18 protein-coding genes are annotated in these 19,288 nt (G+C 72.5%); 14 read left to right on the top strand and 4 right to left on the bottom strand.

The genetic code is table 11. The annotated features are described in order from the left end of the window. Nucleotides 1–224: 224 nt before the first annotated feature. Nucleotides 225–932: a MerR family transcriptional regulator gene (locus DZA62_RS24635; protein ID WP_116951598.1), complete on the bottom strand. Its 708-nt coding sequence runs from the start codon at nt 930–932 to the stop codon at nt 225–227. A 101-nt stretch (nt 933–1,033) separates the two neighbouring features. On the opposite strand from DZA62_RS24635, the gene uvrA reads away from it, so the two are divergent. The 10 genes from uvrA (at nt 1,034) to DZA62_RS24585 (ending at nt 12,711) form a co-directional block, all read left to right on the top strand. Beyond that, nucleotides 1,034–3,595 (top strand): excinuclease ABC subunit UvrA, encoded by a 2,562-nt coding sequence (uvrA, locus tag DZA62_RS24630; protein ID WP_116951597.1) that lies wholly within the window; start codon nt 1,034–1,036, stop codon nt 3,593–3,595. A gap of 17 nt (nt 3,596–3,612) precedes the next feature. Further along, nucleotides 3,613–4,485: an LLM class flavin-dependent oxidoreductase gene (locus tag DZA62_RS24625; RefSeq protein ID WP_116951596.1), complete on the top strand. Its 873-nt coding sequence runs from the start codon at nt 3,613–3,615 to the stop codon at nt 4,483–4,485. A gap of 26 nt (nt 4,486–4,511) precedes the next feature. Continuing rightward, complete coding sequence (locus DZA62_RS24620) at nt 4,512–5,348, top strand: type IV toxin-antitoxin system AbiEi family antitoxin domain-containing protein (RefSeq protein ID WP_198664148.1); 837 nt, start codon at nt 4,512–4,514, stop codon at nt 5,346–5,348. A gap of 159 nt (nt 5,349–5,507) precedes the next feature. Continuing rightward, complete coding sequence (gene metG, locus DZA62_RS24615) at nt 5,508–7,091, top strand: methionine--tRNA ligase (RefSeq protein ID WP_116951595.1); 1,584 nt, start codon at nt 5,508–5,510, stop codon at nt 7,089–7,091. After that, nucleotides 7,088–7,981, top strand: coding sequence for a TatD family hydrolase (locus DZA62_RS24610; protein ID WP_116951594.1), 894 nt, complete (start codon nt 7,088–7,090; stop codon nt 7,979–7,981). The genes metG and DZA62_RS24610 overlap by 4 nt, the downstream gene beginning before the upstream one ends. Nucleotides 7,982–8,317: 336 nt before the next feature. Further along, nucleotides 8,318–9,469 carry a resuscitation-promoting factor gene (locus tag DZA62_RS36505; RefSeq protein WP_198664147.1) on the top strand — a complete coding sequence of 384 codons (1,152 nt, stop codon included), beginning with the start codon at nt 8,318–8,320 and terminating at the stop codon, nt 9,467–9,469. 35 nt (nt 9,470–9,504) lie between these two features. After that, nucleotides 9,505–10,386: a 16S rRNA (adenine(1518)-N(6)/adenine(1519)-N(6))-dimethyltransferase RsmA gene (gene rsmA / locus DZA62_RS24600; protein WP_116951592.1), complete on the top strand. Its 882-nt coding sequence runs from the start codon at nt 9,505–9,507 to the stop codon at nt 10,384–10,386. A gap of 30 nt (nt 10,387–10,416) precedes the next feature. Continuing rightward, nucleotides 10,417–11,301, top strand: a complete 885-nt coding sequence (locus tag DZA62_RS24595) for a 4-(cytidine 5'-diphospho)-2-C-methyl-D-erythritol kinase (RefSeq protein ID WP_116951738.1) — start codon at nt 10,417–10,419, stop codon at nt 11,299–11,301. An 8-nt stretch (nt 11,302–11,309) separates the two neighbouring features. Further along, nucleotides 11,310–11,927, top strand: coding sequence for a nucleotidyltransferase domain-containing protein (locus DZA62_RS24590; RefSeq protein ID WP_198664146.1), 618 nt, complete (start codon nt 11,310–11,312; stop codon nt 11,925–11,927). A gap of 10 nt (nt 11,928–11,937) precedes the next feature. Beyond that, a complete protein-coding gene (locus DZA62_RS24585) occupies nt 11,938–12,711 on the top strand; it encodes a class I SAM-dependent methyltransferase (protein ID WP_116951591.1) in 774 nt (257 codons plus the stop codon). Nucleotides 12,712–12,919: 208 nt separating this feature from the next. Here DZA62_RS24585 and DZA62_RS24580 read toward each other — a convergent pair whose 3' ends face one another. Then, on the bottom strand, nt 12,920–13,735 hold the full coding sequence (locus tag DZA62_RS24580) for a class I SAM-dependent methyltransferase (RefSeq protein ID WP_116951590.1): 816 nt from the start codon (nt 13,733–13,735) through the stop codon (nt 12,920–12,922). A gap of 48 nt (nt 13,736–13,783) precedes the next feature. Between DZA62_RS24580 and DZA62_RS24575 the strand changes: the two genes are divergently transcribed. Then, nucleotides 13,784–14,380 (top strand): helix-turn-helix domain-containing protein, encoded by a 597-nt coding sequence (locus DZA62_RS24575; RefSeq protein ID WP_116951589.1) that lies wholly within the window; start codon nt 13,784–13,786, stop codon nt 14,378–14,380. Here DZA62_RS24575 and DZA62_RS24570 read toward each other — a convergent pair. Then, nucleotides 14,355–14,801 (bottom strand): MarR family winged helix-turn-helix transcriptional regulator, encoded by a 447-nt coding sequence (locus DZA62_RS24570; protein WP_116951736.1) that lies wholly within the window; start codon nt 14,799–14,801, stop codon nt 14,355–14,357. The two genes, DZA62_RS24575 and DZA62_RS24570, sit on opposite strands and share 26 nt — an antisense overlap. A gap of 48 nt (nt 14,802–14,849) precedes the next feature. On the opposite strand from DZA62_RS24570, the gene DZA62_RS24565 reads away from it, so the two are divergent. Further along, nucleotides 14,850–15,047: a hypothetical protein gene (locus DZA62_RS24565; RefSeq protein WP_116951588.1), complete on the top strand. Its 198-nt coding sequence runs from the start codon at nt 14,850–14,852 to the stop codon at nt 15,045–15,047. Between the two features lie 75 nt (nt 15,048–15,122). Further along, nucleotides 15,123–16,883: an ABC-F family ATP-binding cassette domain-containing protein gene (locus tag DZA62_RS24560; protein ID WP_116951587.1), complete on the top strand. Its 1,761-nt coding sequence runs from the start codon at nt 15,123–15,125 to the stop codon at nt 16,881–16,883. A gap of 888 nt (nt 16,884–17,771) precedes the next feature. Here the strand turns inward: DZA62_RS24560 and DZA62_RS24555 are convergent. Then, nucleotides 17,772–18,398, bottom strand: a complete 627-nt coding sequence (locus DZA62_RS24555; RefSeq protein WP_157987883.1) for a M23 family metallopeptidase — start codon at nt 18,396–18,398, stop codon at nt 17,772–17,774. A gap of 454 nt (nt 18,399–18,852) precedes the next feature. On the opposite strand from DZA62_RS24555, the gene DZA62_RS24550 reads away from it, so the two are divergent. Continuing rightward, on the top strand, nt 18,853–19,266 hold the full coding sequence (locus DZA62_RS24550) for a cobalamin B12-binding domain-containing protein (protein ID WP_116951585.1): 414 nt from the start codon (nt 18,853–18,855) through the stop codon (nt 19,264–19,266). The last annotated feature ends 22 nt before the right edge of the window (nt 19,267–19,288 follow it).

Raw genomic sequence — 19,288 nt, 5'->3', positions numbered from 1 at the left:
CCGTTCACCGGAGGCCGCACGTTGGCAGTCCGCTGCTGGCCATGCTCTGAGCGGCCGTCAGAAAGACGCGCCATCATGAGGCGTTCTGGTGCATCCCGAGGCATGCATGCCCGGTGGAGCGGGAGAACGCCTGGTGTCGTACGCGATCCCGGGCACACCGCCGGCCCACCACCGACGATCGGACACAGTCATCCCTCGAGCGGCGGGCCGACGGGCCCGGTGGCTCAGCCGGTGGTCACGTAGGCGTGCAGCCGGCCGGCGCCGTCGAGCATGGCCAGCGCCCGCGCCGTCAGCTGCTCGCGTCGATGGGCGAGGACGGCGCGCAGCGCGTCGGTGCTGCCCGTGCGGCGCAGTTCGTCGAGCACCAGGCGCACCTGCGGCAGCCCGTACCGGCTCTGCCGCAGCAGGTTGACCAGCTGTGCGTCGCGGACGTCGTCGGGGGTGTAGGTGCGGTACGACGTGCCCGGCTCACGCGCCGGGGCGAGCAGGCCGTACGCCTCCCAGGTGCGCAGAGCCGACGGCAGGACGCCGAGGCGCCGGGCCACCTCGCCGACCCGTAGTCCCGGCCCGCCCCGTGCCGCGGCGATGCCCAGGTCGTCGGCGCCGGCGGCGAGCGCCTCGACCGCGCCGGCGGTCTGGTGCAGCTGCCGGCGCTGGTCGTGCAGCTCGGCGTGGACGGCGTCGACGAGCGCGAGGGCGCCGGGCACGTCGCCGTCGTGGACCGATCGCATGATCGAGCGCGCCGCGATGACGCCGTAGCCGGCCAGCAGCGCCCGGTAGGTGAGCAGCGCCTCGCGGTGCCGTTCGGAGAACTGCCGGTACCCCGACGCCGACCGCGGCACCGGCGGCAGCAGGCCGTCCTCCTCGTAGTTGCGGACCTGCTGGGCCGAGATGCCCACGGCGCGCGCGAGGTCGACCGGCCGCAGCGCCATCGGTCACCTCCTGTTGAACGCCGGACTTGAAGCTTATCGGTGCTGGCAGCGCCCTGATCACGACCAACCCTCAAGTAGCGAATCAATGAGAGAATTGAAGGATGGATTTCGGCGAGATCAGGGTCACGAACGCCCGCCTGCACAACCTCAAGAACCTCACCGTCGGCATCCCGCGCAACCGGCTGGTCGTGCTGACCGGCCGGTCCGGCTCCGGCAAGTCCACCCTCGCGTTCGACCTGCTGCACCGCGAGGGACAGCGTCAGTACCTGGAGTCGCTGGGCCTGGTCACCGCCTGGGTGAGCAAGGCTCCGGTCGACTCCATCACCGGTCTGTCGCCCTCCATCAGCATCGACCAGTACCTGACGAACCGCAGCCCGCGGTCCACGGTCGGCACCGCCACCGAGGTGTTCACCTACCTGAGGCTGCTGTGGGCGCGCATCGGCCACCGCCCCTGCCCCTCGTGCGCGGCGCCGCTGCCGCCCAGCTACCAGGAGGGCGACGACGACCCGTGGGACGACGAGTCCGGCGAGCCTCGCGACGCCGAGACCGTGGCCTGCCCGTCGTGCGGCACCGAGGTGCCCGACCTCGTCATGGGCGACTTCTCCTTCAACAAGCCGTCCGGCGCCTGCCCGACGTGCACCGGCCTCGGTGTCGTCCTGCGGCCCGACACCTCCAAGCTGATCGACGACGGTGTCAGCGTCGCCGAGGGCGCGGTGCTGGGCTGGCACCCGGTGACGACCGACCGCAACATCGCGGTACTGCGCGCCGCCGGCCGTCACTACGGCTTCGAGTTCGACGCGTACGTGCCGGTCCGCGACCTCGGCGACGCCCAGCGCGACCTGCTGCTGCACGGCGTCGAGAGCCCGGAGTTCGGCCGGCACGTCAGCGTCGGGGGAGCAGCGACCGCGCCGCCGCGCACCGTCGCCGCAGGCCGGTTCGAGGGTGTCGCCACCGCCGTGCTGCGCCGCTACGCCGACCGCATCGAGGACACCGGCTACCGCGAGAAGACCGAGCGGCTGCTGCGCCAGGAGACCTGCCCCGACTGCGAGGGCAGCCGCCTGCGGCCGGAGAGCCGCCGGGTGACCGTCGCCGGCCTGACCGTCGTCGATGCCGCCCGGCTGCCTCTCGGCGAGCTGGCCGCCTGGATCGACGCGCTGCGGGCACGGGTCGACGACGGCGAGTGGCGATTCGCCGAACCGGTCGTCGCCGACCTGCACGAACGCGTGCGCCGGCTGGTGGACGTCGGCGTGGAGTACCTGACGCTGGAGCGGTCGACGCCCAGTCTGTCCGCGGGCGAGGCGCAACGGCTGCGGCTGGCGGCGCTGCTCGGATCCGGGCTCACCGGCGTGCTGTACGTGCTGGACGAGCCGACCATCGGGCTGCACCCCGCCGACGTCGCCCGGCTGGTCGACGTGCTGCGCCGGCTGCGCGACCTCGGCAACACCGTGCTGGTCATCGAGCACGACCTCGAGGTGCTGCGGGCCGCCGACCACGTCATCGACATCGGTCCCGGTGCCGGTCGCGACGGCGGCCGCGTGGTCGCGGCGGGCACACCGGACGAGGTCGCGGCGGCCGAGGGGTCGGTCACCGGGGCGTACCTGTCCGGCCGGTCGAGAGTGCCCGGCGCCGCGTCGGGGAGCACGGACCGCGGGGACGGGCCGGCGCTCGTGGTCCGCGGCGCCCGCGCGCACAACCTCGACGACGTCACGGTCGCCCTGCCGCTGGGCCGGCTGGTCGCCGTCACCGGGCCGTCCGGGTCGGGGAAGTCGTCGCTGGTGCTGGACATCGTCGACAAGGCCGGCCGGCAGCGCTTCCACGGCGCCGGCGACCCGCCCGGCGACCACGACGGCATCGACGGCTGGGCGCACCTGGACAAGGTCGTGACGATCGACCAGCAGGCCGCCGGGCGGATGCCGCGGTCCAACGCGGCCACCTACTCCGACGCGTTCACCTCGATCCGCGAGGCGTTCGCCACCACCGACGGCGCCCGCGAGCGCGGCCTCACCGCCGGGCACTTCTCCTTCAACGTCCCCGGCGGACGGTGCGAGCGGTGCACCGGCGCCGGAGTGCTGAACGTGTCGATGCACTTCCTGCCCGACGTGCAGGTGCGTTGCCCGGTCTGCCGCGGCCGCCGGTTCACCCGCGACGTCCTGCGGGCGAAGTACCGCGGCCACGACATCGCCGAGGCACTGTCCATGACGGTGGCCGAGGCGGTCGAGCTGTTCGCCGACGTGCCCGCGGCGATGAGCCGGCTGCGGCTGCTCGACGACGTCGGCCTGGGCTACCTGCAGCTCGGCCAGCCGACCACCACACTGTCCGGCGGGGAGGCGCAGCGCATCAAGCTGGCGAAGGAGCTGGCCCGGCGGTCCACCGGCCGCACGCTCTACCTGCTCGACGAGCCCACCACCGGTCTGCACGTCGACGACGTCGCACGGCTGCTCGGCGTGCTGCGCCGGCTGGTCGACGCCGGGAACACCGTGGTCGCGATCGAGCATGACCTCGACGTCATCCGCACCGCGGACTGGGTGGTCGACCTGGGACCGGCCGGTGGGGCGGCGGGCGGGCGGGTGGTCGCCGCGGGGACGCCGTCGGAGGTCGCGGCGGCCGAGGGGTCACGGACCGGCGCGTTCCTGCGGAAGACCCTTGACCTCAACCATGCTTGAGGTTGTTCAGTGGGGTCATGGCTGACTCGATCCTGTACGGCGCGGCGCTCCCGGCGTCGGCCCACCGGCTCCCGGAACTGCTCGAGGCGACCTCCATCGCCGAGGAGCTCGGCGCCGACCTCGTCACCGTCGCCGACCACCCGTACCTGCCGTCCGAGCTGGACGCGTGGACGCTGGTCCCGCTGCTGCTGGCGCGGACCCGGCGGGTGCGGGTGGCGACGAACGTGACGGCGCTGCCGTTCCGCACGCCTGCCGTCATCGCGAAGGGCGCGGCCACGCTGCAGCACACCAGCGGCGGGCGGTTCGTGCTCGGCCTCGGCGCCGGCGGCCCGTACGACGGGCTGCCGGGCTGGGGCGCGCAGTGGTCGACGCTCGGCCAGGCGATCGGCGCGCTGGACGAGGCGATCCCGCTGCTGCGGCGGCTGTGGTCCGGGCGCCCGGTGACCCACGACGGCGAGTACTACCAGCTGCGCGACGCCGTGGCGGTCGCCGGCGCCGCCCTGGACCCCGTCCCGCCGGTCTGGGTCGGCTCGTTCAAGCCGCGGATGCTGGCGCTGACCGGCCGGCACGCCGACGGCTGGCTGCCCACCAACGCGTACCTGTCGCTGGACGAGGTCCCGGCGATGCAGCGGGCGATCGACACGGCCGCCGTCGCCGCCGGGCGCGACCCGTCCACCGTCCGGCGCGTCTTCAACGTCATGGGCGTCATCGACGACGGCCGGGCGCCGCGCAACGACCAGCTGCTGGTCGGCTCGGCCGGGCACTGGGCCGAGGCGCTGACCGACTACCGCGACCGGTTCGGCTTCGAGACGTTCGTGTTCTGGCCCGTGCACGGCGACACCCGGCGGCAGGTCGAGCTGTTCTTCCAGTCCGTCGTGCCCAAGCTCTGACCCGACACCCCCATGATCATCAACCGTTGGCGACACGATGGCGTCGCCAACGGTTGATGATCATGGGGACGGGGCGGGGTTGTCCACAGATCGCGTTCCGGCCCTGGCATCCGGCGCGGCCGTCGACGAGGCTCGGCGACGTGGGACTGCCTTCCGACGTGACCGCGATCGCAGCGCAGCAGGACGGTGTGATCAGCCTTCAGCAGGCGGCAGCGGCCGGGCTGACGCAGCGGCGCATCGGCTGGCTGGTGCGCTCGGGCCGTTGGCAGCGCGTGCACGCCCGGGTGTACGCCACCTTCACGGGCCCGCTCTCGTACCGAGGGCTTGTGTGGGCGGCGATCCTGCGGGCGGGCCGGGGTGCGGTGGCCAGTCACCGGACGGCCGCGTACCTCGACGGTCTCTGCGACGATCCGGGTCCGGTGGTGCACGTGACCGCACCGGCCGACCGGCATGTGCGCAGCCGCATCGACGGCGTCCGCGTGCACTATGCGCACCGCCTGGCCCGGACCCGTCACCCGACGCGTGTGCCACCGCGCACCCGCACCGAGGAGACGGTCCTCGACCTGGTCGATACCACTCGCCGTCCGCAGGAGGTGGAGACCTGGGTGACGTCGGCCTGCCAGCGCCGCCGGACCACCCCGGAGCGCCTGCGGCCACCGGCAACGGCGCATGGCCGGCGGCCGCGTCATCTGGGTGGACGTCGACTACGACCGCTACGCGGTTCGGGTCGAGCTCGACGGCCGGGTCGGACGCCGACGAAGGCCGGTTCCGCGACCGTCACCGCGACAACCGCGCCACCGCCGACGGCCGGGCCACGCTGCGCTACGGGCACGCCGACGTCTTCGGCGACTCGTGCGGGGTAGCCGCGGAGCAGGGACGAGTGCTCGAGGACCGTGGCTGGACCGGAAGGCCGCGCGCCTGCGGCCCGCACTGCCGCTCGCCCATGATCATCAACGGCTGGCGACACGATGACGTCGCCAGCGGTTGATGATCATGGAAGTGCGGGGGCTACCATCGGGCGCATGCCCAAGGCGTTCTACGTCACCACGCCGATCTACTACGTCAACGACGCACCGCACATCGGCCACGCGTACACCACCGTCGCTACCGACTTCATCGCCCGCTGGCACCGTCAGCGCCAGGAGGACGTCTGGTTCCTCACCGGCACCGACGAACACGGCGAGAAGGTCCTGCGCACTGCCGAGGCGAACGGGACGGACCCGCAGACGTGGGCCGACCGGCTCGTCGAGGAGGCGTGGAAGCCGGTCCTGCAGACCATCGACGCGTCGAACGACGACTTCATCCGCACGACGGAACCGCGGCACGTGGCCCGGGTGCAGGAGTTCATCCAGAAGCTGCACGACAACGGCGAGATCTTCGAGGGCACCTACGAGGGCTACTACTGCGTCGCCTGCGAGGAGTACAAGCAGCCCGGCGACCTCGTCGAGGGCACCGGTGAGTACGCCGGGCAGCTGGTCTGCTCGATCCACGGCCGGCCGGTCGAGAAGCTGTCCGAGACGAACTACTTCTTCCGCATGTCCGCCTACACCGAGCGGCTGCTGGAGTTCTACGAACAGAATCCCGGCTTCGTGCAGCCCGAGAGCGCCCGCAACGAGGTGCTCGGGTTCGTCAAGCAGGGCCTGCAGGACCTGTCGATCTCCCGGTCGACGTTCGACTGGGGCGTCACGGTGCCGTGGGACGAGTCGCACGTCATCTACGTCTGGTTCGACGCGCTGCTCAACTACGCCACCGCCGTGGGCTACGGGGCGGACCCGGAGAAGTACGAGCGCACCTGGCCGGCCGACATCCACTTCGTCGGCAAGGACATCCTGCGCTTCCACGCGGTCATCTGGCCGGCCATGCTGATGGCCGCCGGCGAGGCGCTGCCGAAGAAGGTGTTCGCGCACGGCTGGCTGCTGGTCGGCGGCGAGAAGATGAGCAAGTCCAAGCTCACCGGCATCGCGCCGGCGCAGATCACCGACACGTTCGGCTCCGACGCGTTCCGCTACTACTTCCTGCGCGCCATCGCGTTCGGCAACGACGGCTCGTTCTCGTGGGAGGACATCGCCGCGCGCTACCAGGCGGAGCTCGCCAACGGGCTGGGCAACCTCGCCTCGCGGGTGGCGGCGATGGTCGGACGCTACTTCGACGGCGCGCTGCCCGCCCCGGGCCCGGCGACCGACGCCGAGGACACGCTGGCCGCCGTCGCCGCGAAGGCCGCCCAGGACGCCGACGCCGCCGTCGACCGCGTCGCGCCGCACGAGGCGCTGGCCGCCGTGTGGACGCTGGTCGACGCCGCCAACGGCTACATCACCGAGCAGCAGCCGTGGGCGGTCGCGAAGGACGACGCCCAGCGAGAGCGGCTGGCCACCATCCTGTACGCCTCCGCCGAGGCGCTGCGGGCGCTGGCCGTGCTGCTGAACCCGGCCATGCCGAAGGCCACGGCGAAGCTGTGGGACTCGCTGGGCGCCGAGAAGGCGCTCGGCGCGCTGGCCGCCCAGCCCGTCGCCGACGCCGGCCGCTGGGGCCAGCTGGTCCCGGGCGCCGAGGTCACCAAGGGCGACGCGCTGTTCCCGCGGCTGGACCTCGCCGCCGACGGGCAGTGACCGACGCACCCCGCGAGCGGCGGTCGGCGACGGACGAGGCCGGCCGCAAGCGCGACCGGTCCCGGCCGCCGCTGCCCGAGCCGCTCCCGCTGCCCGTCACCGACACGCACTGCCACATGGACATCGGCGACGGCGAGGACGGTGACGCGTTCGGGGTCACGGAGGCTTTGGACGCCGCCGCGAAGGTGAACGTGACCCGCGTCGTGCAGGTCGGCTGCGACCTGCCCGGCGCGGCCTGGGCGGTCGACGTCGCCGAGCGGTACCCGTCGGTCGTCGCGACCATCGCGCTGCACCCCAACGAGGCGCCGGAGCTGGCCGCGACCGGCCGGCTGGACGACGCGCTGGCCGAGATCGACCGGCTGGCCGGGTCCAGCGCGCGGGTGCGCGGCATCGGCGAGACCGGCCTCGACCACTTCCGGACGGGGCCCGAGGGACGCGCCGCCCAGGAGTACTCGCTGCGGGCGCACATCGAGATCGCCCGGCGGCGTGGGCTGGCCCTGACCATCCACGATCGCGACGCCCACGACGACGTCCTGAGGGTCCTCGACGACGCGGAAACGCCTGATTGTGTCGTACTTCACTGTTTCTCGGGGAACGAGACGTTCGCTCGCCGCGTCGCAGAGCGAGGCTGGTACCTGTCCTTCGCCGGCCCGGTCACGTTCAAGAACGCGGCCGATCTGCGTGCGGCTCTCGCCGTCACGCCGCTGGAGAATCTGCTCGTCGAGACCGACGCGCCGTTCCTGACGCCGCACCCCTACCGTGGCCGCCCGAACGCGTCGTACCTGGTCCCGGTGACCGTGCGGTTCATCGCCGAGGCGCTCGGGCTGGATCTCGCGACCGTGTGTCACACCCTCCAGGCGAACACCGACCGCGCTTTCGGCCCATGGTGACAAGACGTTGTTTTCGCTGGTCACGCAGGCGGGGTGGCGGAGTCCTTCGCGCGGGGGCGTGACGACGCCCCGCGTGGGCGTGTCACAGTGTCACAACTCGGCTCGCGCGGGCGATTTGTCCGATTCAAGGGCGCGTATCAGTTGTCCGGCCGCCCGCCATGCGTTAGCGTCCCGAGATTGTTAGCCGGGGTCGGGGAAGCTTCGGGTGGCAGAAGAACGGCCGGACACGCCGTCCGCCGAGTGGTGTGCGCGGATCACGCGCACGACAGCTGGGTGGATCGCATGGCCGGCCGTGCCGCGAGGTCCCGTGACCGGACAGTACGACCGAGGAGCACAGTGCGCCTGTCCGCGAAGACGTTGGCGATCAACGCCACCGTCGTCACTGCTCTGGTAGGCGGCGGGGTCGCCTACATCACGCTCGACAACGCCGTCGCCCTCACCATCGACGGCCAGACCGAGACCGTGCACACGTTCGGCAGCAGCGTCGAGGACGTCCTCGATGAGCGGGACATCGAACTGAGCGCCCGGGACGAGGTCATTCCCTCGCTCGACAGCGACATCGACGACGGCACCGAGATCACGGTCCGGTACGCCCGGCAGATCACCGTGACCGTCGACGGCGAGGAACAGCAGATCTGGACCACCGCGCTGTCCGTCGACGAGGCCCTGGGCGACCTCGACATCCGCGCCGACGGCGCCGACGTGTCGGTGGCCCGGTCGCAGCCGATCGGCCGCGGCGGCATCGACTTCGAGGTCCGCACCCCGAAGGAGATCACCGTCACCGCCGACGGCGCGACCAACCCGGTCACGACCACCGGCCTGACCGTCAACGAGGCCCTGACCGACGCCGGCATCACCGTCGGCGACCTCGACCTCGTGGAGCCCGCGCTGGACACCGCGCTGGCCGACTCCCTCGCCGTCACCGTCCGGCGGGTCACCGTCGAGACCGCGACCGTCACCGAGGCGGTCCCGTTCGAGGTGACGGAGCAGGAGGACGATTCGCTCGAGAAGGGCAGCGAATCGGTCGAGACCGAGGGCAAGGAAGGCACGCTCGAGCGCGTGGTGGAGAACACCTACGTCGACGGTGAGCTGTCCTCCCAGGAGATCGTCTCCGAGACCGTCACCGCGGCTCCGGTCGACCAGGTCGTGCTGATCGGCACCAAGGAGCCGCCGCCTCCGGCTGAGGACGACGGCGGTGGCGGCGGCGGTGGCGGCGGTGGTGGCGGCGGCGGCAACGTCGACGGCGGCGTCTGGGACTCGCTGGCGCAGTGCGAGTCCGGCGGCAACTGGTCCATCAACACCGGCAACGGCTACTACGGCGGCCTGCAGTTCTCGCTGGGCACCTGGCGCGCGTTCGGCGGCTCCGGCTACCCGCACGAGAACAGCAAGGCCGAGCAGATCCGCATCGCCGAGAAGGTCCGCGACAACCGCGGCGGCTACGGCGACTGGCCGGCCTGCGCCCGGTCGCTGGGCCTCCCGCTCGGCTGACGCGGCTCTCCATCGCCGGGCTATAGGCTCGGGCGGTGCAGAACGACGAGACGTCCGCCGGTCCCAGACTCCTGGGGCCGGCGGACGTTCGGCGTCTGGCGGCCGAACTCGACCTGCGGCCGACCAAGACGCTCGGGCAGAACTTCGTCATCGACCCCAACACGGTGCGGCGCATCGTCCGGGTCGCCGGGGTCGGCCCCGACGACGTCGTGGTCGAGGTCGGTCCCGGGCTGGGCTCGCTGACGCTGGCGCTGCTGCCCGTCGTCGCCCGGGTGGTGGCGGTGGAGATCGACCCGGTGCTGGCCGCGCGGCTGCCGTCGACGGTGGCCGAATACGCGCCGGGCGTGGCCGACCGGCTCGAGGTGGTGCCGGCCGACGCGCTGCGCATCGACTCGCTGCCCGGCCCGGCCCCGACCGCGCTGGTGGCCAACCTGCCGTACAACGTGTCCGTGCCGGTGCTGCTGCACCTGCTGGAGACACTGCCGAGCTTGTCGCGGGTGCTGGTGATGGTGCAGAAGGAGGTCGCCGACCGGCTGGTCGCCGCGCCCGGCTCGCGCACGTACGGCGTCCCGTCGGTGAAGGCGGCCTGGTACGCGACGGTCTCGCCGGCCGGCGCGGTGGGCCGCAACGTGTTCTGGCCGGCGCCGAACGTCGACTCCGGGCTGGTGCTGCTGGAGCGACGTCCGGGCGACGACCGCGACCCCGCCGGGCGGGCAGCCGTCTTCGGGGTCGTCGACGCCGCGTTCGCCCAGCGGCGCAAGACGTTGCGGGCCGCGCTGAGCGGCTGGGCCGGCTCTGCCGCTGCCGCCGAGGCGGCGCTCGTGGACGCCGGCGTCGACCCTCGCGCACGCGGCGAACAGCTCACCGTGGACGACTTCGCCCGGATCGCCGTGGCCCGCCCCGAAATGAACTCTTGAGCAGGTATTTCCGGTAAGGTCACGCTGGTGCTGAAGGTGATCGCCCGCGTCCCGGCGAAGATCAATCTGATGCTCTCCGTCGGTCCGGTCCGCTCCGACGGCTTCCATGAGCTCGCGACCGTCTTCCACGCCGTCTCGCTCTACGACGAGGTCTCCGCCGTCCACGCCGACGCCGTCACCGTCCACGTCACCGGGCCGTACGCCGAGCACACTCCCGCCGACGAATCCAACCTCGCCGTCCGTGCCGCCCGCGCGCTGGCCCGCAAGGCCCGGCTGCGCAGCGGCGCGCTGCTGCGCGTGCACAAGGAGATCCCGGTCGCCGCCGGGCTGGCGGGCGGCAGCGCCGACGCCGCGGGCGCGCTGCTGGCCTGCGACCGGCTCTGGGGGCTGCGGCTGCCTGAGTCGCGGCTGTCCGCCGTCGCCGCCGGGCTCGGCAGCGATGTGCCGTTCTCCCTCGCCGGCGGGACGGCCGTCGGCACGGGGCGCGGTGAGCGGCTCCGTCCGATGCCGGTCGGCGCTCCGTTGCACTGGGTGCTGGCCACGGCCGACGGCGGCCTGTCCACCCCCGAGGTCTACCGGCACCTCGACGACCTGCGCTCGGACCGCAAGGTGCCGGCGCCGTCGGTGCCCGGCGAGCTGCTGGCGGCGCTCGCCGCCGGCGACGTCGACGCGCTGGCCGGGCTGCTGCACAACGACCTGCAGGAGGCGGCGCTCGCGCTGCGTCCGGCGCTGCGCGACACACTGAAGGCCGGCCACGCCGCGGGCGCGCTCGCGGGCATCGTGTCCGGCTCCGGCCCGACGTGCGTCTTCCTGGCCCGCGACGCGGTGTCCGCGGGCGCCCTGGCCGTCGACCTCGCCGCCTCGGGCACCTGTGCCCGCGCCGTCGCCGTCACCGGCCCGGCGGACGTCGGCTGAGACGTGTCGTGCCGGACCATCCGCCGCTGGACCGCTGGGCGCCGCTGACCCCGTCCGCCGTCGCCGCCGAGCTGGCCGGCTGGGCCGGGCCGTGGTGGATCGCCGGCGGGTACGCCCTCGAGCTGGCCGTCGGCCGGTCCTGGCGGCCGCACAGCGACGTCGACGTGCTGGTGCTGCGCCCGGCGGCCGACGAGCTGCACGACGCGCTGGCGGGCTGGGAGCTGTGGGCCGCCGATCCGCCCGGGCGGCTGCGGCCCTGGCCGCCCGGCGAGCCGTTGCCAGGGCATGTCCACGACATCTGGTGCCGGCGTCCGTCGTCGCCGGCCTGGGAGCTGCAGTTCATGATCGACGAGGCGGCCGGCGGGGTGTGGACGTCGCGGCGCGACGGGCGGCTGCGCGCGCCGGTCGCGTCGATCGGGCGGCGCAACGCGGACGGGCTGCCGTACCTGCGCCCGGAGATCCAGCTGTTCTACAAGGCGAAGCGGCCACGGCCGAGGGACGAGATCGACGCCGCCGTCGTGCTCCCCGTGCTCGACCGGGCGGCGCGGACGTGGCTGGACGAAGCGCTCGCGCTGACCCTGCCGGAGCATCCGTGGCGGACGGCGCTCAACCGGCGGTCCGGGTAGGTTCGGCGACATGGCTGGAGCTGACCTGCGCGCGGTGTACGAGGCCGGCGACGAGGACGGCCGCATGCTGTCCGAGCGCAATCGGGTGGAGTGGGAGCGCACGTGCGAACTGCTGCTGCGCTGGCTCCCGGACCCGCCCGCCCGGCTGCTCGACGTCGGCGGCGCATCCGGGCGCTACGCGGAGTGGCTGGAGGAGCTCGGCCACCGGGTCGAGGTCGTCGACCTCGTGCCCTGGCACGTGGAGCAGGCGCGCGCCCGCGGCCTGCGGGCCGAGGTGGGCGACGCCCGTGAGCTGCCCCAGCCCGACGGCTCCATGGACGCCGTGCTGCTCCTCGGGCCGCTCTACCACCTGCCGGAGGCGCCGGGACGGCTCCAGGCCCTGGCCGAGGCGCGGCGCGTGTGCCGGCCCGGCGGCGTCGTCGTGGCTGCCGCGATGTCGCGGTGGGCCAAGCCCGCCGTCCGGGCCGCACGCGGCGAGCTGGCCGACCCGGAGATCCAGCGCCACCTGGACGCCGTGCTCCGGCACGGACACGACGACCGCGGCAACGAGTTCGACCTGGTCTCCTACAACCACGATCCGGAGGAACTGCGCGGCGAGCTGTCGGCCGCCGGCCTGACCGACGTCGTCGTCGCCGGCATCGAAGGGCCCTTGGGGGCGGCCGCGCGCGAGGACACCACGCTCAACGACCTCGCGCTGCGGACGGCGCGGATCGCCGAGCACGCGGCGCCGCACCTGTCGATCCACCTGCTCGCCGGCGCCCGCACCCCCACCCAGCCACGTTGATCTTGGAGTTGTTCGCGTCTGCGGTCCGAAATGCCCGATGGATACCCGAACAACTCCAAGATCAACGTGGGTGAGGCGTCAACGTGGGTGAGGCGTCAACGTGGGTGAGGCGTCAACGTGGGTGAGGCGTCAACGTGGGTGAGGCGTCAACGTGGGTGAGGCGTCAACGTGGGTGAGGCGTCAACGTGGCTAGGGGCGGGTGGGGGCGTCAGCGGCGGGCGAGGGTGACCGTCCGGGCGCCCCGGATCCGCAGCTCGCGGCGGCGCAGCGAGCCGGGACCGTCGCCGTCGAGCAGCGCGCTCAGGGCGGCCGCGTCGGCGGGGTCGAGGTCGTCGGCGTGGCGCCGCACCCGGCCGAACCAGATCGCCGCGTAGTCGGCGGCCGCCGGAGGGGCGGGCGCGAGGTCGATGTCGAACGTCCGCTCGTCCAGCAGCGTGAACCCGGCCGCCGTCAGTCGCGCCGCCCAGTCCGAACCGAGCTCCGGCAGCCGCTCGGCCTGATGCCGCCCGAACAGCTCCAGCAACCGCGTCTCCAGCGCGGAGCCCGCCTCGTCCGCCAGGAACCGGATCTGGACCGGGAACTCGGCGACGGCGATCAGCCCGCCCGGCCGGGTCGCGGCGTGGACGTCGCGCAGGACGCGGTCGGGGTCGGCCAGGTGGTGCAGGGACAGCGACGCCCAGGTGACGTCCACCGGGCCCGGGACCGGCCAGCCCTCGTCGAGGTCGGCGTGGATCGTCGTGACGCGGTCGGCCAGCCCCTGGTCCAGCGCCTTGGCGCGGACGCGGTGCAGCATCTCGGCCGACGCGTCGACGGCGATCACCTCGGCCCCGGCGAAGCGGTGCGCCAGCCGCAGCGTGCCGGTGCCGGTCCCCGCGCCGAGGTCGACAATGCGCTGCCGCTGGTCGTCGCCGGCCGCACGGCGTACGAAGCTCAGCGCGTCGGCCCAGTACTCGTGCAGCACGTCGCCGTCGAGGTCGAGCAGGTCGGCGAACGAGGTGTCGTCGTGGTGGTGATCGTGGCTCATACCGGTGACGGTAGGCGACCAGTGCGCTGATCGCATAGAGTCTTGCCGATGACGCAAGAGGAGCCGGACGTCGACGCCGTGATCCGGGCCCGGATCCGCGGGCTGCGGCAGGCCAAGGGATGGTCGCTGGACGCGCTCGCCGCCCGCTGCCACCTGAGCCCGTCGACGTTGAGCCGCATCGAGACCGGCGGACGGCGCATCTCGATCGACCAGCTGGTGCCGATCGCCCGTGCGCTGGACACCACGCTCGACCAGCTGGTCGAGCCGGTCGACGACGCCGACGTCGTCATCCGGCCGCGGCACGACCGTCAGCACGGCGCGACGATCTGGCAGCTGTCACGTGACGACGGGCCGCACGGGCTCACCGTCGCCAAGATGCGGATCACCCGGCTGACCCGGCCGAAGCGACTGCGCGTGCACCCGGGCCACGACTGGTTCACGGTGCTGTCCGGGACGATCCGGCTGTACCTGGGCGAGCGGGTGATCCTGGTGGCGGCCGGTCAGGCGGCGCAGTTCTCGACCATGGCGCCGCACGCGATCGTCGCGCACGAGGGGCCGGCGGACGTGCTCACCATCCTCGACCGCGAGGGGCAGCGGGCGCACCTGGACGCCGTCGACCTCACCCCGGAGACGTCGCCGCGATGACCCGGGTGAGCGAGGCGTGCAGGTCTTCCAGCTCCGACACCGGCATGCCGAGCCGCTCGACGATGGCGTAGGGGATCTTCTCGGCCTCGTCGCGCAGCGCCCGGCCGGCGTCCGTCAGCTCGACCACCAGCAGCCGCTCGTCGTCGGCGCTGCGCCGTCGCGAGACGTAGTGGGCCGCCTCCAGCCGCTTGAGCAGCGGGGACAGCGTGGCGGACTCCAGCTGCAGGGTGGCGCTGAGGTCCTTGACGGAACGCGGCTCGCGCTCCCACAGCGCGAGCATGACGAGGTACTGCGGATGGGTCAGGCCCATCGGTTCGAGCAGCGGCCGGTACAGCCCGATGACGCTGCGGGCGGCGACGGCCAGTGCGAAACAGACCTGCCGGTCCAGGGCCAGCGGATCGTCACCGAGGTCTGTCGTCATGGTCACACTCTATCGCACGCGATTGATTAGTGTGCTAACTATTAAGGCATGAAGAGGAAGCTGCCGTGGTACGGCCGGCTCACCGAGGTGCTGATGCCGTTGCTGGGCCCCGCCGACCTCGGCCGGCAGGACGACGCGCCGCCGCGCACCGTGCGAGAGGTCGAGTGCCCGCTGTGTCACCACCCGATGTCCGAGCACCGGCTCGAGCAGGTGGGCGGCAAGAACCGGCACTACTGCCCGGCGTGAGGGACTCGGCCGATGCCTACCGGCGAGGTCCCGGGCCGCGGCGAGTCCCACGAGGGAAAGTAAGCTTGGCGCGACATGGCGCCCCGTAACCTCATCAACCTCGAGTCGGCCTCGCTGGCCTACGGCACCCGGTTCATCCTCGACGGGGTCTCGCTCGGTGTCGCCGACGGCGACCGCGTGGGCATCGTGGGGCGCAACGGCAGCGGGAAGTCGACGTTGCTGCGGGTGCTCGCCGGCCTCGAGCAGGTCGACACCGGCCGGGCCAGCCGCACCGGTGGCCTGCGCATCGGGCGGCTCGGCCAGGGCGACGAGCTCGATCCCGCGGCGACGGTCGGCCAGACGGTCATCGGCGACCGCGCGACGCACGAGTGGGCCGGCGACGCCCGCATCCGCGACGTCATGGCGCACCTGGTGCCGGGGCTGTCGATGGACGCACTCGTGGGTCCGCTGTCCGGTGGCGAGCGTCGCCGGGTGGCGCTGGCCCGCCTGCTCATCGGCGACGACCACCTCGTGCTGCTCGACGAGCCGACCAACCATCTGGACGTCGAGGCGATCGACTGGCTGTCGAGACACCTCGCCGCGGGAAACCGGTCTCTCGTCATGGTGACGCACGACCGATGGCTGCTGGACACCGTCGCGACGACCACCTGGGAGGTCGTCGACGGCGCCGTCCACTCCTACGAGGGCGGCTACGCCGAGTACGTCCTGGCGCGGGCCGAGCGGGTCCGGCTGGCCGCCGCCGACGAAGCGCGACGGCAGAACCTGCTGCGCAAGGAGCTGGCCTGGCTGCGCCGCGGCCCGCCCGCGCGGACGTCGAAGCCGCGCTTCCGCATCTCCGCCGCCAACGCCCTGATCGAGAACGAACCCCCAGCTCGCGACCGGTATGAGCTGGCGAAGATGGCGACGACGCGGCTGGGCAAGAGTGTGTTCGACGCCGAGGACGTCACCGTGTCGCTCGGCGGGCGGACGCTGCTCGACAACGTCACGTGGCGGCTCGGCCCGGGCGACCGCGCCGGCATCGTCGGCGTCAACGGCGCCGGCAAGACGACGCTGCTGCGGCTGCTCGACGGCTCGCTCGCGCCCGACTCCGGGCGCGTGAAGATCGGCCGTACCGTCGCCGTCGCGCACCTCGATCAGGAGGTCGTCGACCTCGATCCGGGAAAGCGAGTTCTCGAGACCGTCGAGGAGGTCCGCCGCGAGGTCCAGCTCGGTGGCGGCGACACCGTCACGGCCGGGCAGATGCTCGAGCGGTTCGGGTTCGCCGGCCAGCGCCAGTGGACGGTCGTCGGCGACCTGTCCGGTGGCGAGCGGCGCCGGCTGCAACTGCTGCGGCTGCTGATGAGCGAGCCGAACGTGCTGCTCCTCGACGAGCCGACCAACGATCTCGACGTCGAGACGCTGAACGTCCTCGAGGACGTCCTCGACAGCTGGGCCGGCTCGCTCGTCGTCGTCAGCCACGACCGCTGGTTCCTCGAGCGCGTCACCGACGCCGTCTGGGCCCTCCTGGGCGACGGCCGCGTCGTCCAGCTCCCACGCGGGGTCGACCAGTACCTGGAACTGCGCCGCGAACAAGTCGACCTGGCGGCGTCCGAGGCCGCGGCTGGTGGCGCGCGGGCGCGTTCGGGCGACACCCGGGCGGTGCGCAAGGAGATCGCCCGCATCGAGCGCGACCTGGAGAAGCTGGAGCGGCGTGAGAAGACGCTGCACGAGCGGATCGCCGACAACGCCACCGACCACGAGAAGGTACTGGCGCTCGACACCGAGCTGCGGTCGGTGCACGGGGAGCGGGAAACGCTGGAGGAACGCTGGCTGGAGCTGGCTGACGAGTTGGGCTAGTTCGCCGTCGTCGTCCGCGGCGTTGGCCGTGGTTCGTGGCGTTGGTCGGGTGTCCGTGCGGGCACGCCTCGTGCTCCGCAGCCGACGCCACGGTCGTGCGCGGACGTCGACCGGCTCATCGGCGGCCGTCGCCTCGACGCCACCGGTGCCGTTGGGGCTGCTGGTGCCGGTGGTGGCGGTGGTGCCGTTGGTGGCTTGTGGACAGCGATGATCATCAACGATCGCCTACTTCACTAGGCGTTCTCCCGCTCTGCGAGGCGTGCATGCCTGGTGGAGTGGGAGAACGCCTGGTGAAGTGGTGCGTGAACCGGTGCTCACGGGCGTTTCGTGCTTCCAATGCTCTTGTGGGTCGCTTCTTGATCACCGTTCTCACCACGGAGCACGCCGACGTGAACGGAGCGGGTCAACGGCCGGCAGTGGTCGGGCCGACGGCGGGCGCGACCGAGCCGACGGCTGGCGGCGGTCAGGCCGGCGGTGGGTGCGGCCGGGCCAGGGGCTCGCGGTAGCCAGACCGACGACTGACCCTGCACCCGCTGGATCCTGGACCATGGCGGCCACTGGATCCTGGGCACCGGACCCGCTGGATCCCTGGGCCACGCCAGTGCGCCTCGAGGCGTGTCCAGACTCGCCCCGTCCACCCCTGATAGCTGCCCGTTCTTAGACCGCGTGGCCGCGGGTCAAGCGGTCATCGCCGGCGCGAAGCGCCCGTCAGTCCGCTTGAGGCGCGCGGTCGCGGCAAGAGAATGGGGCAGCAGGGGGACGGCGAACGGCGCGACGGCGAACGGTGGCGCGACGGCGAACGGTGCGCACAGCGGCGAACGGTACGAACGCCGACGAACCGGGGCGCATGTGAACGCGCCGGGTGGGTACGAAAGAACTGAGGAAGCGTCAGACGTTGACGCCCTGCTCCTCGAGCCAGGAGCGGGGGTTGACCGGGTCGCCGCCGTCGGGGTGGACCTCGAGGTGCAGGTGCGGCCCGGTCGAGTTGCCGGTGGAGCCGACCCGGCCGATGACCTCACCGGGGGCGACCTCGCCGGAGCGGAGGACGAAGCGGGAAAGGTGGCAGTACCAGGTCTCGGTGCCGTCCCAGTGACGGATGACGATCTTGTTGCCGTACGGGCCGTCGTAGCCGGCGAAGATGATCTCGCCGGACGAGAGCGACCGTACTTCGGTGCCGGTCGGTGCGGCGAAGTCGAGGCCGGTGTGCCGGTTGGACCACATGGAGCCGCCGGCGCCGAAGCCGGCGGTGATGCGGTAGTCGTCGACCGGGAGGAGCCAGCGCTTGGCCTCGCGCTCAGCGCGGGCGGCCGCCTCGGCGGCCTCGATGCGCTGCTGCTCGACGATGCGGCTGTGCGCCTCCTGGGCCACCTCGCCGGTCTCGGCCGCGAGCGACTGCTCAGCGGCGACCAGGCTGTCGAGCGCGCCACCCTCGGTCGGGTGTCCCGTCTCCTGGGGGCGCTGCGCGACGGCGTTGAGCCCGTCGGCGCTGTCCGTGGACCCGACCGCGTGAGGCATGGCCAGGGCGCCAGAGGCCGCTGCTGCTACCGCTACGGAGCCGACCACCGACGGGACACTGACGTGCCTGCGGCGGCTACGGTGACGCCCGCTGCCGGAGCGTTGCGACACGCCAGGACCTTTCGCCGGGGGTAAGGACTCGGAGGACATTAACCGCCCCCTAGGGGTCCTGCCAAACGCCTCCTCCTCAGCGTTTTGCGTGGTGATCACGCACTGTGACGCTGGAAGCGACGCTGCGTAGCCCGTAATCGGGTCGTGACCTCGACCGACGGGGAAACCTTGATCAACCTTGCCGATGCAAGGTTCGTAACGCTCTGTGACATGTGATCTGCATCACATCGGGCAACGTTCGTCCAACCTGAGGAGTCCGCCTCCACCGAACGGACGGTGCCGGTCTCGTCTGCAGGTACTGTCATGAACATCCGTCGGATCAGTGGTGTTCCTGGAGGTAGTCATGGCCGAGGGGCGTCCTCTGCGCGTCGTGGTCGCGAAGCCCGGTCTCGACGGGCACGACCGCGGCGCCAAGGTGGTGGCGCGCGCGTTGCGCGATGCCGGCGTCGAGGTCGTCTACACCGGGCTGCACCAGACGCCTGAGCAGATCGTCGAGGCGGCCATCCAGGAGGATGCCGACGCCATCGGGCTGTCCATCCTCTCCGGCGCGCACATGACGTTGTTCAGGCGCGTGCTCGAGCTGCTGGCCGAGCGCGAGGCCGCCGACATCGTGGTGTTCGGGGGCGGCATCATTCCCGACGCCGACATCCCGCTGCTGGCCGAGCTCGGCGTCGCCCGCGTGTTCACCCCGGGCGCCTCGACCCTGGAGATCGTCGAGTGGGTCGACACTCTGCGTGACCGCGCTCAGGCGTCCTGAGTCCCGCTCGTCCTGAAAATCC

The organism is Jiangella endophytica (genome assembly GCF_003427025.1).
In the GTDB taxonomy this organism is placed as follows: domain Bacteria; phylum Actinomycetota; class Actinomycetes; order Jiangellales; family Jiangellaceae; genus Jiangella; species Jiangella endophytica.
This window is presented reverse-complemented; position numbering and strand designations above follow the sequence as displayed.